Genomic DNA, 14,418 nt, shown 5'->3' with positions numbered 1-14,418 from the left:
AAGCGCGGGCCCGGTCTCTTCAGAGTTCCTTGATCCGGATGTTCCGGAAGGAAATCCGGATTGGCTCGATACCCTTGTCCTCGCCGCCCTGCAGGGCGATGCGGCCCTTGTGGAAGCGGGCATAGTCCGGCATTTTCGCGAACTTCGTCTTCGCGACGAGGGCGTTCCATTCCGGCGTCCACAAGGTCGTGTCGACGGTCTTGCGGCCGTTCTGGAAGAACTGGACATGGCCGTGGTCGACGATGATCTCGATCGCGTTCCAGTTCCCGTGCTCCCTCACGTTCTCGACGGGAGCGGAAATGAGGTCGAAGAGATCGCCCGAGCGCTCGTAGAGCGTGTAGCTGTCGGGCTTGGTGCAGACCAGATCGGCGATCTGCATCTCCGGACCCGTCTCCCAGGTCTCGCGATACTTCGGCGCTTCCTGCACGTTGAAGATGATGCCGGCGTCCGCGCAGGGCGTCATCTTCCATTCGAGCTTGAGGTCGAAGTTCTCGTATTCCTTGTCGGTGACGAGGTCCGCGAAGTCTTCGCGCGGTGCCTTGAGGTCGCGATGGAGTTCGATGGCGCCATCCACCACGCTCCAGTCCTTGCCCGTGCCTTTCTGGCCGAAGGAGTGCCAGCCGGAAAGCGTCTTTCCGTCGAACAGCGAGGTGAAGCCGTCGGGGGCGGTGGCCGCACTGGCATACGCGGGCAGGGCGGCGATGCAGCAGGCGGCGAGGACCTTCAGGGGCGCACGAGACATGGCAGGCTCCAGCGAGGAAAGCGGCAAGCGTAGCGCAATTTGGATCGTGATAAATGGCGGCGGGGCGCGCCATGCCCTATCCACGAGAATCACGATTTCTTGCGATGTTTCTTCAGTTCCTGGCGGATCTGTTCCAGCAGCGGAGCGATGGCCTCCGGTTCGCGCAAGGTGCGCAAGGTGGCGCGCAAGGCGCGAAGGTCCTGCTTCGCGCCGAGCGCATCGGAGAGCTTCGACATGTCGTGGGTCTTTTCCTTATGCCCGGGCGCCTGTCGGTGGCCTGCCTTGCCTGTGGTCTTCCGCACCCTGCGCCAGAGTTCGAGCTGCATGCGCAGGCGCCGTGCCTTGCGCCGCCAGTCGTGCAGGTTGGCGGGCGTGGCCGCCTTGTTCGCGCGCTTGTGCGATCGGCCGACCCGCGCCTCGGATCGCTCGAGAGCCTCGGCGATCGTGCGCAGGCGGATGCGTTGCCAGGGCAGTCCGTCCAGCGTCGCCATCAATTCGCGCAGCTGCCTGCGCCGTTTGAGAAAGTTCGGGTCCTTGTGCAGCTCGGCGGCCAGACGGCCCTCGCTCCGGTGCTCCAGTTTCTCCAGCACATGCCGCCATTCGGGCGACGGCCTCGGGCCCGCGAGCGAGCGAGCGGTGTTCAATGCGACATAGGCATCGCGAAGGGGCGACAGGCCGACGGCGAGCTGATCGAGGGTGGCCTTGATGCCCGGCAGCGGCTCGGCGAAAGGTTCTTCCGCCAGCACCAGGAGGCTCTTGAGGCGACGGATGGCCTTCCTCGCTTCGTGGATGCCCTCATGCCGCTGCTTCGTATCCGCGAGGGACCGGATAGCCTTGCGGCATTCCCTCGTCGCGGACGACGCCAGGGCGGCCGCGATACTCGGCTTCTTGTCGGGGCTCATGCGCCCTAGATAACAGACCGGCGCCCACGCGTCATCCGTGGGCGCCGGCGACGGTCACTCGGGAGCGCTTTCGTCCGTCGCGGCATCCGTTTTGCGGCGGCGCCTCGGCTTCGGTTCGCTGGCCGCGATCAGGCCCTGGAGATAGGCGATGCCTTCCTCGGCGGGGAACCAGGACACGACATCGGCGACGGTCAAGCCATGGCGTACGCGCAGGGCCTCGAACTCGGCCTTCGCACCCGCGAGCGGATCGACCTTGGGCGGGCGGCCGCGGCGCTTCGGCACGGCTGGGACGGGAGCAGGAGTGGGAACTTCCTTGGCGGCGGGCTTGCTTTCGTCAACTTTGCGGTCGAGAGCGGCAAGCTCCTCCTGGAACTGCCTGAAGTCGTATTTACCGGATGAATTCATCACGAGACTTGGAACCAGTGGAACGACCATTGTCGCACGCCCTCTCGTCCCGCATTCGGGACGAGAGGGCCGGGATCCTTGAGCATTGCGTAACCAATGCAACGCAAGTCTTTGACTTTTCTGCGATAGCTGGACTTATCCACATGGTTGTCCAAGCACTTTCCACAATGCCTGTGGATATCAGGGGACGCTGGCCTCGGCGCCGGTGGCGATGTCGTCGGCGTTGTTGCGGCGGAAGATGTCCCGGGCCGCGTCGCGTTGGCTCCCGCTTTCGGTATGCACCGAAATGAGGATGCTGCCCTCGCGGACCTTCGCGTCGTAGCGTTTGGCCTCGAATTCCGGAATACCCATACCCACCAGGGCACCGAGGATGCCACCGGTGGCGGTACCGACCGCCGCACCGCCCAGGGCCGCCATGATGGGGCCCGCGGCGATGAAGGGGCCGATACCCGGGATGGCGAGGGCTCCGATGCCGGCGAGCCAGCCTAGCCCGGCGCCGAGGCCGAGTCCCACGACGCCCCCCGTGGTCGCGCCCTCCGGCGCCTTCGTGTGGTGCTCGTGCGCGAAATCGCGGGAGCCGCGACGGTCGGGCAACAGGGCCGAGATGTCGTCGCTGGTGAAACCTCCCTGCTTCAGTTCGAGCACGATGTGCTCGGCCTGTTCCACGGTGCGGGTGATGCAGTAGACGGAAGCTTTCATGGCGGTCCCGATGGTCGGCGTCGATGCGATGGGTGCAGTACGCAGGGACAGCCGTGAATCGGTGGTGCAGGCGGTGCGACGGCACCGTCTGCCGTTTCGGAATCAGCCAGCTTCGGCGGCGCGGAAGGTCACTACCAGCACGTCGCGGTGCGATGCTTTCGTCGGATCGAGCGGGGTCACCGGCGTCACGCCGTGGAAGACGCGCGGATCGTGGATCAACGCCGCGTCGAAGGGTTGGGCCAGCGTGAACTCGCCGAGTGCCCGGCCATCCGGTGCGTGGATGGTAGTGGTGCCGCTGGCGATGTTTTCGCGGTCGACCAGGAGCACCAGCACATAGTCGACGCCGTCGCGGTGGCTGCCTTCCGGCGTCGGCTCGCCCGCCGCGCCGGCGGTGGCTTCGATGCGGAACTGGTGGACCTCGACGTGCCAGTGCGGGACCTCCGGCGACAGCCCGCCGAAGAAGTCGCGGCAGAAATCGAGGATGGCGCCCATCGTGCTGCCGTTGGCGATTTCCGGGAGGACGGGTTCGAACCAGCGCTCGATGTCGCCCTGCAAGGCGTTGTAGGCGAGCGTCTGGAAGTGGGCCTGGCGAGGACGCGGCTCGACATGGCCGAAACGCGAGGCCGCGAAGGTCGCGTGGCGCCTGCGGCGGAAGCGGCCGGTCGCGGCGAGGTACGTATCCGGTTCCAGGGCATCCCAGCTGGCGGCGAAGGCGTTCCAGTCGGTCAACGGGGCGAGGTGCTCCACCAATGCCCGCATGTCGGGTCCGTGCACGAAGGCGAAACCCTCGTCGCGCACCTGGTCGTGGAGGGAGGTCTCGGTCGCTTCCTGGGGGGCGTTCATTCGCGAAGTATACGACCGTTCACTCCGCGGATGCCGGAGCGGCCGCACCATGCGAAGCGTGTTTCGCGGCCCATGAAGCACGAGCGAAGGCGTTAAGCGTTCTTTCGGGAGGCTGGCAATGAACGAATGGTTTGCTTTGACCGAACCCTGGTGGCATTTTGCCGTCCGTGGCGTACTGACCTACCTGGGCCTGCTTGTCCTCATGCGGCTGGCCGGCAAGCGGAGCTTCGGAGAAATGTCCGCTTTCGACGTGCTGGTGCTCGTCCTTGCCGGGGGCACCTTACGTACTGCCATCATTGGCGACGATCACACTTACCTCGGCGCTTTTATCGGTGTGGCGGCCATTCTTACGACCAAGGTGGAGATGGAGCACAGGCTTCACACGCCGAATGACCCATCTGGCCCGAGACTTGATCCCTCATGGCGCGGCTATTAAAGCCTCAGCGGAATATGAATTCCGCGGTCCAGTCTCGTGTCTGTGTATCCGTCGACACGAGACGGCTGGAACAGCGCGCGCCGCCCGAGGATTTTGCCGAATGGTTCCAGCGTGGCACGTAGGCACCGGGCCATTGGCGGGTATCGAAATAGCTGGTCAAGAAGGAGCAGGATTTCCCTCGTGTCCCATAGTGAACCGAAGCGAAGCTCGCGATTGGCTGAAAAGCAGATACCAAAAAAGTCGAAGTCTGCCCACTTTCGATTCGCTTCAGCGGTTGGGGGTAGGCGTTCAGTAGCGTAGCTCTGTCGTTCTTCGAAATCGGTTGCAGAAGGATCGCTTCTTTGCTGAGGTTCACGACCTTTATTGTGGCTGTCGCTTGTGCGTATGCCGTGGACGAAGCCAGAACGGAAAGGCTAATTGATGCAATTGTGAAGAAACGCATGATTGACCTCCGAGTCAAGAAACTCCTTCGGGCTTGTTGAGCCATTGCAGGAGCAAAGGCATGGTCCGCTGTACGTTGTCGGTAGAATAATCAGATATTTCCATCTTGCCGATCAGGCTACGGAGGCGTTCCATGTAGTTGTCGGGAAGGGAAGCCATTTCGATCGATGGAAGAACTTCGTAGTAATTCAACAGGTCGCCGTATATCGGTAACAGGGATTCCCGGTCAGCCCTTGCACGTGCAAGCCGCTTACATATCTCTTCCGCCCACTCGGCATACTGACGATTTGACTCAATAAGTGCGGCACGCCGCTCATTGGTCGTGAAAGCTCCGCTCTCGTCGTACTGGATGACGAGAAGTGCATCCCGCTCTAGCCCGAAATAGGGGTTTTCGTTCCGGATCGAGTTGCCAAGTCCCGAGACAGCATTGAAGCGAGCCATGAATGCCGTAACGTTTCGAGATAGTTCAATGCGTTCGTCATCTGCGGGTTTGGGAAGTTCGGCAGCCAGGCCTTCCCAATCGTTGCTCCAATTGCCTTCGAACACTCTATGATCGATACGCTCGATGAGTGTTCTCAACTCTGTACGGGTCGATTTTCTGTCGCGTTCGTCGGCGCGTGCAAATGCCGTCGAAAGCGCCTTGCTCCATGTCGATATTTTGGAATATTCCTCACCCGTAGAAACAGGCTCCTGTGAAACTTTTGCGGCTACGTCGGCCGAGCAGGTCGATGCCGATTTTGGGGCCGGCATGACCTGGGCGTATGGCGTCGAGGTCGAGGACACCGTCGTCATGCCTGACTCCTGAATGGCTTGTATGGTGTGGCGACCTGGGGCTTCGGCTTGTCGACGTCGAGGTTGTGCAAGCGGATGCGGTCGAGCACCTTGGCGATATCTTTTTCGCGCTGATACAGGTTCCCGTTGATGGCAGGGGTCAGTGCCTTTTTCAGCGTGACGCAAAGTCGTTTCATCACCTCCGCGAGGCGCATGTCTTGCCTGCGCGTCGCGGCGGTCTCCTTGGCGGACTTCAGGAACGGATGGCGGTAGGGCGGCCGGATGGCGGTCTTGCCGAAGCGCGGGCTCATGGGGAGGGTAGGCGCGCGCCTGCCGGATGCGGCGGTCGGATGGAGCGGACGAAGAACTGGACGGATCATGGGGTCTCCCTGAGCGTTCCAGCGGGATGCTCCCGCCGGAACGTGGCCGGTGCTTAGAGCAACTGGAACGACACCGTCCACTCGCGGGCGGTTTCGTCCACCGATGCCACCGTGGCGCCACAGGTCGCGCCGCCTGAGGAAGTCGCGGAGCTGTTCGGCGTCAGGGCCCGATCCTTCAGGTTGATGGCCTGGGTCGCGAACTGGCAGCCTTTGGTCTGGGTGCCATACCGCATCGCGGCCATCGCGGCCGCCGAGGCATTGAGCGGCAGCTTGAAGCGTGCGACTTCGCCGTCTTGAAGTTGCACCGGTACGGACGTGCTCGCGATCGAGGTGGCATCCGTCGCTTCCTGGGTTTCGTCCACCCATGTTTTCGCCTGGGTCAGGTCGACGACCTCGCCGCTGTTGTTCGTTACCTCGATCGTCACGGACTGCAGGGGCTGTTCGTGCAGTGCGAGCGTGGCGATCAGCCGGTCCAGGCGCTGGGCTCCCGGTAGTTCCACGTTCCCGACCGAAGCATGGGAAGACGTGGCCGCGAGGGCGAGAAACAGGAACGAGGGCTTTGCAAGATGACGCATGTGATCTCTCCTTGATGGGTGCGCTCCGTCGACATGAGCAAACCCAGGCCGGAGCGACGGCATAGTGCATGGCCGTCGTTGGTAAAGGAGTAGGGATCGTCTGGCCTTCCTGCCGGACGAGATCGATCGAGTGCGTGGTCGCCCGAGGTTGCGGGGATGCCCGGGTTCAGGGGGTGTGCAACGGCTGCGGCTTATCCAGGGCTGTGAGCAGCGCGCCGTCGCGCTGGTAGAGGTCGGGCTTGTAGGCGAGCTTGCCGTCTTCGCCGATGTCGACCGTCCAGTAGGCAAGCAGCACGGGTATCGCCGTCGGCAGCGTCACGTTCTGCGTCGTCTTCATGGCGATGCGGTCTTCGATGGCCTGCCGGTTCCATTTCCCGGCGTCGTCGAACAGCAGTTCCACCAGTTCGAGCGGGCGCTCGACGCGGATGCAGCCGGAACTGGTATCGCGTCGCGCCTTCTCGAAGAGCTCCTGGTGCGGCGTATCGTGGAGATAAACCGAGAACGCGTTGGGAAAACGAATGGTCACGCGGCCCAGCGAGTTGCCGGGACCCGCATCCTGGCGCAGCGTGATGCCGCGCGGATGCGCCCAGTCCACGCTCGACGCGGGAACGACCTTGCCGCTTCGATCCAGCACGCGGATGCGGTTGTTCGCCAGGTAGGAGGGGTTTCTGCGGATCTTCGGCAGGACGTCGTTCTTCAGGATCGTCGGCGGAATCGTCCAGGTGGGGTTGAAGGTGACATAGGTGATCTGCGACCGGAAGATCGGCGTGCTGCGATAGGGTTTGCCCACCTGCACGCGCGACTTCCACACGGGCTGGCCGTCACGGTAGTAACTGATCTTGTAGCCGGCCACGTCGACCACGACGAATGTGCCCGGCAGCGAATGCAGCAGCCAGCGTGCCCGCTCCAGGTTGGCCCGGACCTGGCCGATCCGCGACGCGATCGGCACGTTCAGCGCTGCCAGCGTCTCCGCGCCGACGCTGCCGTCGGCGTCGAGGTATTGATCCGTCTGGAAGCGCCGGACGGCATCCTTCAATGGATCGTCGAACTGCTCTCCCTGCGCGAGTGTCGGGTCGAGGTAGCCGCCAGCCACCAGGCGGGCGCGCAAGGCCACGACCCGCGGATCCTTCATGCCCGGCGTCAACGCGGGGCCGCCAGGCACGATCGGCCAGCCGCCGCCGGCCGCCGTGGCGCGAAGCCGGGCCAGTGCATCGCGAAGCTTGGCGTAGAGGGGGTTCTGCGGACGCGCCATGGCGAATGCCTGATCGACGGTGCGCTCCTCGATGGAGGTTTCCAGCATGGACATGCCTTGCTGCGGATCGATCGCCGCCGGGTCGAAGTTCCACGTAGGGTCGAGGCGGTTGGGATCGACCTTCCCGCGAGCCAGGTGAACCAGCGCCGTGATGTACGCGCCCGTGGCCGAGATCTCGAATTCGGCTCGTGCGGCCGGGGAGAGATCCGGATCCTTCAACGCTTCCGCCATCGTCCTCAGTTCGGAATAGCGGTAGTCCTCGGGGAGGAGTCCATCGGCCTCCACCGAAGCCAGCCCAGCCAGCAATTGCCGGACATTGGTCTCGTCGGACCACGCGGCGGCGTACTGACGCTGCATATAGAAATTCGCGAGTGCCTGGCCCAGGGCCGCCTCCCGGCGGGAAAGCGGGCCGCCGTCCAGTGGCGCCATCTGCCGCAGCCGCGCATAGATGGCCTGGGCCAGTGGATCGTCGGTCGGCAGCGGGGCCGGCGCGCTGGCTGCCGACGAGGGGGCCACGATGGGAGGCGGCGCCGCCGCGGACGCGGCCGGCGACAGGTTCTGCGCCGTGGCGACCCCCGGCAGCGCCACCGCCAATGTCAGGATGGCGAGGCCACGCATCGTCTTTTCCATAGTTTCCGCCTATCGATCCGTCCTGTTTTCACCTATCTGAATGGCGTAGACGTGACGATCCTGTGGTTAATAAATGACCAGCACGTTAGGATGATCGCTGGTACCCGACCGGTTGGCCGCATGATTCGATCGCTTCGGACGCTCATGGCGTCCGCGCCTTTCCTTGGCGCACTGCTTTTCCTTTCCCTTCCTGCCCATGCCGGCGACTCTCTCGGCGAAGCCCTGGCTCGCCTGGCGCCCTCGGCGGATCCCCAGGTCATCGGATTGGCGGTGAAAGCGGCCGAATGCGCGCAGACCCGGAGTGGCCAGCCGGCCGACCGCCTCGCCGTGATCGATTATTCGAAACCGTCGTCGGAGCCGCGTCTGTGGGTATTCGACACCGTGAACCGCAAGCTGCTCTTCCAGGAGCTGGTGGCCCACGGGAAGAACAGCGGCGACGCGAACGCCACGCAATTTTCCAATGCACCGAACAGCCTCGCATCCAGCCTCGGACTCTTCCGCACGTCGGATACGTATACCGGAAAGAACGGCTATTCCCTACGCATGAACGGCCTGGAACCGGGTGTCAACGACCAGGCCATGGCCCGCGCCATCGTGATCCATGGCGCCGCCTATGTGAACGCCGCCATGGCGAAGGTCGCCGGACGCATCGGCCGCAGCTGGGGTTGCCCGGCCGTCCGCACGGCCATCGCGCGCAAGCTGATCGATGCGCTGAAGGGCGGGCAGATGGTCTTCTCGTATTACCCGGACAAGCACTGGCTCGCATCGTCGCACTACCTCAAGTGCACCGACGGCCAGCTGGCCCAGGCCGAGGCCAGCGTCGCGGCCCGCGCCGGGAGCTGATCGCATAAGCGCTTCGTCGCGTTAGAATTCCCGGAACCTCACCGTGGAATCCAGCATGAAACACGTTCTTGCGATCGCCGCCTGCACCGTCCTCTCCGGCTGCGCCACCAGCGGCATGACCGACACTCTGCCCAAGCTCAGCAGCAAGACGGGCAAGAGCGTGACGGCCTACGTGCAGTGTGTGGAGCCGAAGTGGCAGGCCCTGGCCAAAAATGCCAAGGGTGACGCCAAGGACGAAAAGGGCCGCGTGACCGCGAACGACGGCGGCAAGCACGAGCGCCTGGACGTCACGGCCAATGGCCCCGGCGCGCAGGTCGTCATGTATGAGATCCAGAAGCGCGGCAAGGACAACCCCGATTACGACGGCCGCTTCCGCGACGAAGCCATTTCCTGCCTCTGATCGCGGCGATCTTCACGGCTGTCAGCTGTCCTTCCCGCCGCCCAGGCGGGGATGACGGCGCCGCCATACGTTTTTTCCCGGCCTTTCGCGTCGCCTTCCCTCAGGCACGCGGCCGCGATGCGCGTGCCCGCTCCACCGCGTCGAGCAACTGGGCCCTGTCGAAGGGCTTCTCCAGGAATACCGCCGACAGCGGGAAAGGCTCCAGGTCCTCCGGCAAGCGGCTGGACACCACCACCATCGCCGTGGCGGGGCGTTCCCGGAGTGCGGCCTGCAGGAGCGCGCTTCCCCGCCGTTCCCCCGGGGTATCGGCGTGGATGACCAGCAGGGCCAATTCCGGCAAGTCGTGAAAGGCGCGCTTGGCGTCGCGATAAGTGACTGCGGCATGGGCCCGGTAACCCGCGTCGTCGAGCACCATGGCGATGGTCTCGGCAACCATGTGGGCACGGTCGAAGACCAGAGCGGTAGGCGGGGGGAAGGGTTTGACAGTCATGCGGGGCAGTTTAATCTCCCTTGTGGCAACTTGGGTGGGCGATAGTCGACGGCCGTTCACCCGTCGTCGACATGGCGACCCGAATCCTTGCCCGACCCTGGAGGAACCGCCCATGCGCCATCTCGCCCTTGCCGCCGGCCTTGTCCTGCTCGCCGGCTGCGCCACCCAGAACGAACGACACGTGGGTATCCACGATGTCCCGTCCAGTACCGTATTCGAGTATCAGGACCCCAGCGCAGGCGATGCCACGTTGAACATCGTACGCGAGCAGGGTCTGTGGGGCGCGGGCTGCTCCAGTGCCATCTACGTGGACGACAAGGTCGTCGCGGACATGGAGATCGGCGAGCAGCTCGTCCTCCGCGTGCCCTCCGGCGCGCGCAAGCTGGGGATGATGCCGCACGGGGCGTGCAGTGCCGATCGCGTCGACGTGGATGCCACCGTGGGGCAGGGCGAGACGAAGGACTTCTCGATTCCCGCCAGCGGTTCCGGCCTCGCGGCTGCCGGGACGCCGAAAGCCTGAAGCCCTTGTCATCCGCACGGCGTCGGCGCAAGAATCGACCGTCGCCACCAGGCCATACAGGGGGGCTGTATGCATCGACGTACCGTTGGTCGTTATTCGGTGGAAGCGCGGACCCTGAAGACCCCCGCGGGTGTCTGGAAAGCGGCCTATATCGTCGAGCCCGTAGGTCACGCAGGGCCGCGGAATTTCGTGATGATCACGCTCCTCGACGAGTTTCCGGACGAGCGGGCGGCGGTGGATGCCGCCATGGAGAAAGGGGCGCGCCACGCCGACTGGCTGGCCGAGACGCGTCGTACGTATTCGAGCTGACGTGACCATGCCGCCGACTTCGCCATAACGCGCCCGCGACGGCGCCGCACCTAGCTTCATCCGCACGAGGGCCAAGGGGGCCTTCCCGATGGAGCGTCTTCCTTGCAGCGCATGATTCTCTACGTACCGTTCAATGCCTCGTCACGCGGCCAATGGACCCTGCGGCGCAATGCCGAACTCGTGGGCCAGTTTCCCACCCGCGACGAGGCCATCCGGCACGCGCTGGCGCTTACCGCGGCCATGCGGAACCAGCAAGGGCAGCCGGCGGAGATCAAGGTCGAGGACGAATCCGGCGTGTGGCGGCTCGCCGATATCGATGGCGCCGATGCCGACGAGGGCACCGGCAGCGAGGTGAACTAGGCCGCCGTCGCAGGATCTGAGACGGCCGGAAGGGATAACGGGCGTCCCTCCGCCGCCCGACGAAGTCCATGGCCGCCTACCTGAAAGCCCTGAGCGCCGACGAGGCCGATGCCGTCCTCCAGCCAGGCCAGGATGGGCAGACACTGGCACGCCGGCTGACCGACAAGTACGGCGACCGGGTCTGCTCGGCCTTCACGGTATTCGGCCGCGAAGGCGCCTACGCGCCGCTGCCGGACGACATGCCGGCGAGCCTGTCGCACGCGCTTGCCGCACGCGGCATCGACCGCCTCTACAGCCACCAGCAGGAAGCGTGGCAGGCGGCACGCGCGGGCCGCAACGTGCTCGTCGCCACCCCCACCGCTTCCGGCAAGACGCTGTGTTACACGATGCCGGTCTTGTCCTCCGCGATCGAGGCCGGCGCCAAGGCGCTCTACCTGTTTCCGACCAAGGCCCTGGCCCAGGACCAGGTGGCCGAACTGCTGGACATCAACCGCGCGGGCGACCTGGGCGTGAAGGCCTTCACGTTCGACGGCGATACGCCGGGCGACGCGCGCCAGGCCATCCGGCTGCACGGCGACGTGGTGGTCAGCAATCCGGACATGCTGCACCAGGCGATCCTGCCGCACCACACGAAATGGGCGCAGTTCTTCGAGAACCTGCGCTACGTGGTGATCGACGAGATCCACACCTATCGCGGCGTGTTCGGCTCCCACCTCGCCAACGTGCTGCGCCGGCTGAAACGGATCTGTGCCTTCTACGGGGTGCGTCCGCAGTTCGTGCTCTGTTCGGCCACGATAGGCAACGCGACGGAGCACGCCGAAGCGCTGATCGAGGACGACGTCTTCACGGTGAGCCGCAGCGGCGCACCGACCGGCGACAAGCACGTGCTGCTCTGGAATCCGCCCGTGATCAACCCGGATCTCGGCCTGCGTGCTTCGGCACGCTCGCAGACCAGCCTGATCGCGCGCGTCGCGATCAAGGCGAAGATGAAGACGCTGGTGTTCGCACAGTCGCGCCTGATGGTCGAGGTGCTCACGAAGTACCTGAAGGATGTGTTCGATCACGACACGCGCAAGCCCGCGCGTATCCGGGCCTATCGCGGCGGCTATCTTCCCACCGAGCGCCGCGAGGTAGAGCGTGCGATGCGCGCCGGTGACGTGGACGGCATCGTTTCCACCTCCGCGCTCGAACTGGGTGTGGACATCGGCAGTCTCGACGCGGTGGTGCTCAATGGGTATCCGGGCTCCATCGCGGCCACGTGGCAGCGCTTCGGGCGGGCAGGGCGCCGGCAGCAGCCCTCGCTGGGCGTGCTGGTCGCGAGCAGCGCGCCGCTCGACCAGTACCTGATGCGGCACCCGGCTTTCCTCACGGAAGCCAGCCCCGAGCACGCGCGCATCCAGCCGGACCAACCGCTGATCCTGCTCGATCACATCCGCTGCGCCGCGTTCGAACTCCCGTTCCTGGCGGGCGATCGCTTCGGTCCGGACGACGCGGGCGACTACCTCCAGGTGCTGGCGGAATCCGAGGTTCTGCATCGCGAGGGCGACCGTTGGGAGTGGATCGCGGACAGCTATCCGGCCAACGCGGTGAGCCTGCGCTCGGTGGCCGACGGCAATTTCGTGGTAGTGGATCGGACGGAGGGGCGGCAGACGATCATCGCGGAAGTGGATTACTCCGCCGCGGCGCTCACGCTCTACGAGGGCGCGATCCACATGATCCAATCGGTGCCATACCAGGTGGAGAAACTCGACTGGGACGGGCGCAAGGCCTATTGCACGCGCACGCGCGTCGACTACTACACCGACGCCATCGACTACACCAAGCTCAAGGAGCTGGAATGCTTCGACGGCGCGAAGGCGGGCGAAGGCAGCGCGCGGCATGGCGAGGTGCATGTGGTCCGCCGCGTGTCCGGCTACAAGAAGATCCGCTACTACACCCACGAGAACATCGGGTACGGGCCGGTGAACCTGCCCGACCAGGAACTGCACACCACGGCCGTGTGGTGGCAATTGCCGCAGACCGTGCTCGACGAGGCATTCCTCTCGCGCCAGCACGCGCTGGACGGCTTCCTCGGGGCCGCTTACGCGCTGCATACGGCGGCGGTGGTCGCGGTGATGGCCGAGCCGCGCGACCTGCAGAAAGCGGTCGGTTCGGGCGATGGCGGCTGGTCGGCGCAAGTGGATACGTCAGGGCGGGGGCAACTGCGCGCACCAGACGGCGGCCTGGCATCGCCGGACGCGCTCGAACGCTTCCTGCCCACGGTCTACCTCTACGACAACTTCCCCGGCGGCGTGGGTTTGAGCGAGCCGCTGTTCCAGCGCGCGCCGGAACTGCTCGTTCATGCGTTGGCGACGGTGGAGGGGTGTGCCTGCAAGGCGGGCTGTCCCGCTTGCGTGGGCCCTGTCCTGGCCGCCGACGAGGGGCGCGAGGAGACGCCGCGCGCGCTGGCGACCCGCGTCTTGCGCCTGCTGGGTGCGGCGATGTGAGCGATCTGGCTTCGAGACTCGCTGCCCTGCGCCGGCAGGCCGGCGTTCCCGCTCCACGGACATCGACGCCGGACGAAACCCCGGCAAGGGGACCGGTGTCGGTGCCGACGGGGGCTCGCGACAAACCTGGCCTGGCCACTCTCCGCCGCATGGCCGGCGTCCGCGAACGCATCGCGCAACCACGCTCGCTCCAGCGTCCCCACACCCGTGAGGTCCCCGGCGAGGAAATCGCGCCTGGACTCCGCTACATCGAACACCGCTTCGCCTGGGGCGAGCCGCCGGCCGAACTCGACCTCGCCTTCGCCAGGCTGACCACGGCGCGTCGCGAGCACCTGCTGCACTTCGACACGGAAACGACGGGTCTCGCCGGCGGCACCGGTACGCGTGCCTTCATGATCGGCGCGGCCGACTGGTACGAGGGCGCTTTGCGCGTCCGCCAGCTCTACATCACCGCAATGGCCGCCGAGTCCGCGATGCTGCGCGCGTTCACCGGCTGGATCGGCACGGACACCGTGCTGGTCAGTTACAACGGAAAATCCTACGACGCGCCTCTGCTGGCCACGCGCTATCGCCTTGCACGGCTCGAGAACCCGTTGAAAGGACTGCGCCACGTCGACCTGTTGCATCCGATGCGCCGCCGCTATCGCGGCGTGTGGGAGAACTGCCGCATGCAGACGGCCGAACGCCAGCTGCTGCGCGTCGTGCGCGAGGACGACCTTCCCGGTTCGGAAGCACCGCGTGCGTGGCTCACCTATCTGCGCGGCGGTTCGTCGGCGAACCTCGCCCGTGTCGCGGAACACAACCTGCAGGACGTACGCAGCCTGAGCGGCCTCCTTGTCCACGCGCACGGCTGGGCCGCATCGGACGTTCGCCATGCTTCGCCGGCCGGTAACGAAAAATAGACGCCGCTCCGCGCAGGCTCCCCGGTGTCATG

General features: G+C 65.3%; 18 protein-coding genes. 7 read left to right on the top strand and 11 right to left on the bottom strand.

What is annotated here, in order from left to right:
* Positions 1-19: 19 nt before the first annotated feature.
* From HBF32_RS05040 to HBF32_RS05020, 5 genes are all read right to left on the bottom strand, one after another.
* Positions 20-742 carry a 3-keto-disaccharide hydrolase gene (locus HBF32_RS05040; RefSeq protein ID WP_166698596.1) on the bottom strand — a complete coding sequence of 241 codons (723 nt, stop codon included), beginning with the start codon at positions 740-742 and terminating at the stop codon, positions 20-22.
* Between the two features lie 89 nt (positions 743-831).
* Positions 832-1,644: a CHAD domain-containing protein gene (locus tag HBF32_RS05035; RefSeq protein ID WP_166698595.1), complete on the bottom strand. Its 813-nt coding sequence runs from the start codon at positions 1,642-1,644 to the stop codon at positions 832-834.
* Between the two features lie 54 nt (positions 1,645-1,698).
* Positions 1,699-2,049 carry a 2-hydroxyacyl-CoA dehydratase gene (locus HBF32_RS05030; protein WP_166698593.1) on the bottom strand — a complete coding sequence of 117 codons (351 nt, stop codon included), beginning with the start codon at positions 2,047-2,049 and terminating at the stop codon, positions 1,699-1,701.
* A 180-nt stretch (positions 2,050-2,229) separates the two neighbouring features.
* Complete coding sequence (locus tag HBF32_RS05025; protein WP_166698591.1) at positions 2,230-2,748, bottom strand: hypothetical protein; 519 nt, start codon at positions 2,746-2,748, stop codon at positions 2,230-2,232.
* 102 nt (positions 2,749-2,850) lie between these two features.
* Positions 2,851-3,591 carry a 2OG-Fe dioxygenase family protein gene (locus HBF32_RS05020; protein WP_205287703.1) on the bottom strand — a complete coding sequence of 247 codons (741 nt, stop codon included), beginning with the start codon at positions 3,589-3,591 and terminating at the stop codon, positions 2,851-2,853.
* Between the two features lie 118 nt (positions 3,592-3,709).
* On the opposite strand from HBF32_RS05020, the gene HBF32_RS05015 reads away from it, so the two are divergent.
* Positions 3,710-4,027 carry a DUF421 domain-containing protein gene (locus tag HBF32_RS05015; protein WP_166698587.1) on the top strand — a complete coding sequence of 106 codons (318 nt, stop codon included), beginning with the start codon at positions 3,710-3,712 and terminating at the stop codon, positions 4,025-4,027.
* Positions 4,028-4,031: 4 nt separating this feature from the next.
* Here HBF32_RS05015 and HBF32_RS05010 read toward each other — a convergent pair whose 3' ends face one another.
* From HBF32_RS05010 to HBF32_RS04990, 5 genes are all read right to left on the bottom strand, one after another.
* The gene (locus tag HBF32_RS05010) at positions 4,032-4,469 is read right to left on the bottom strand and encodes a hypothetical protein (RefSeq protein WP_166698585.1); all 438 of its coding nucleotides are present in this window, start codon (positions 4,467-4,469) and stop codon (positions 4,032-4,034) included.
* 14 nt (positions 4,470-4,483) lie between these two features.
* Entirely contained in the window at positions 4,484-5,260 is a 777-nt protein-coding gene (locus HBF32_RS05005) for a hypothetical protein (protein WP_166698583.1), read from the bottom strand.
* Positions 5,257-5,550, bottom strand: a complete 294-nt coding sequence (locus tag HBF32_RS05000) for a hypothetical protein (protein WP_166698581.1) — start codon at positions 5,548-5,550, stop codon at positions 5,257-5,259. Before HBF32_RS05000 ends, HBF32_RS05005 begins: the two co-directional genes overlap by 4 nt.
* A gap of 122 nt (positions 5,551-5,672) precedes the next feature.
* Positions 5,673-6,194: a hypothetical protein gene (locus HBF32_RS04995; protein WP_166698579.1), complete on the bottom strand. Its 522-nt coding sequence runs from the start codon at positions 6,192-6,194 to the stop codon at positions 5,673-5,675.
* Between the two features lie 166 nt (positions 6,195-6,360).
* Positions 6,361-8,064 carry a L,D-transpeptidase family protein gene (locus tag HBF32_RS04990; protein ID WP_166698577.1) on the bottom strand — a complete coding sequence of 568 codons (1,704 nt, stop codon included), beginning with the start codon at positions 8,062-8,064 and terminating at the stop codon, positions 6,361-6,363.
* Between the two features lie 132 nt (positions 8,065-8,196).
* On the opposite strand from HBF32_RS04990, the gene HBF32_RS04985 reads away from it, so the two are divergent.
* Positions 8,197-8,919, top strand: coding sequence for a murein L,D-transpeptidase catalytic domain family protein (locus HBF32_RS04985; RefSeq protein WP_205287702.1), 723 nt, complete (start codon positions 8,197-8,199; stop codon positions 8,917-8,919).
* Positions 8,920-8,974: 55 nt separating this feature from the next.
* Positions 8,975-9,319 (top strand): hypothetical protein, encoded by a 345-nt coding sequence (locus tag HBF32_RS04980; RefSeq protein WP_166698575.1) that lies wholly within the window; start codon positions 8,975-8,977, stop codon positions 9,317-9,319.
* A gap of 100 nt (positions 9,320-9,419) precedes the next feature.
* Here the strand turns inward: HBF32_RS04980 and HBF32_RS04975 are convergent, their stop codons facing one another.
* On the bottom strand, positions 9,420-9,809 hold the full coding sequence (locus HBF32_RS04975) for a response regulator (protein ID WP_166698573.1): 390 nt from the start codon (positions 9,807-9,809) through the stop codon (positions 9,420-9,422).
* A 112-nt stretch (positions 9,810-9,921) separates the two neighbouring features.
* Between HBF32_RS04975 and HBF32_RS04970 the strand changes: the two genes are divergently transcribed.
* From HBF32_RS04970 to HBF32_RS04950, 4 genes are all read left to right on the top strand, one after another.
* Positions 9,922-10,329, top strand: a complete 408-nt coding sequence (locus tag HBF32_RS04970) for a hypothetical protein (protein WP_166698571.1) — start codon at positions 9,922-9,924, stop codon at positions 10,327-10,329.
* Between the two features lie 411 nt (positions 10,330-10,740).
* The gene (locus HBF32_RS04960) at positions 10,741-10,998 is read left to right on the top strand and encodes a hypothetical protein (protein ID WP_166698568.1); all 258 of its coding nucleotides are present in this window, start codon (positions 10,741-10,743) and stop codon (positions 10,996-10,998) included.
* Between the two features lie 68 nt (positions 10,999-11,066).
* Positions 11,067-13,484 carry a DEAD/DEAH box helicase gene (locus HBF32_RS04955; protein WP_166698566.1) on the top strand — a complete coding sequence of 806 codons (2,418 nt, stop codon included), beginning with the start codon at positions 11,067-11,069 and terminating at the stop codon, positions 13,482-13,484.
* On the top strand, positions 13,481-14,386 hold the full coding sequence (locus HBF32_RS04950; RefSeq protein WP_425482170.1) for a ribonuclease H-like domain-containing protein: 906 nt from the start codon (positions 13,481-13,483) through the stop codon (positions 14,384-14,386). The genes HBF32_RS04955 and HBF32_RS04950 overlap by 4 nt, the downstream gene beginning before the upstream one ends.
* The last annotated feature ends 32 nt before the right edge of the window (positions 14,387-14,418 follow it).

This window comes from Luteibacter yeojuensis, assembly GCF_011742875.1.
Taxonomy (GTDB): domain Bacteria; phylum Pseudomonadota; class Gammaproteobacteria; order Xanthomonadales; family Rhodanobacteraceae; genus Luteibacter; species Luteibacter yeojuensis.
This window is presented reverse-complemented; position numbering and strand designations above follow the sequence as displayed.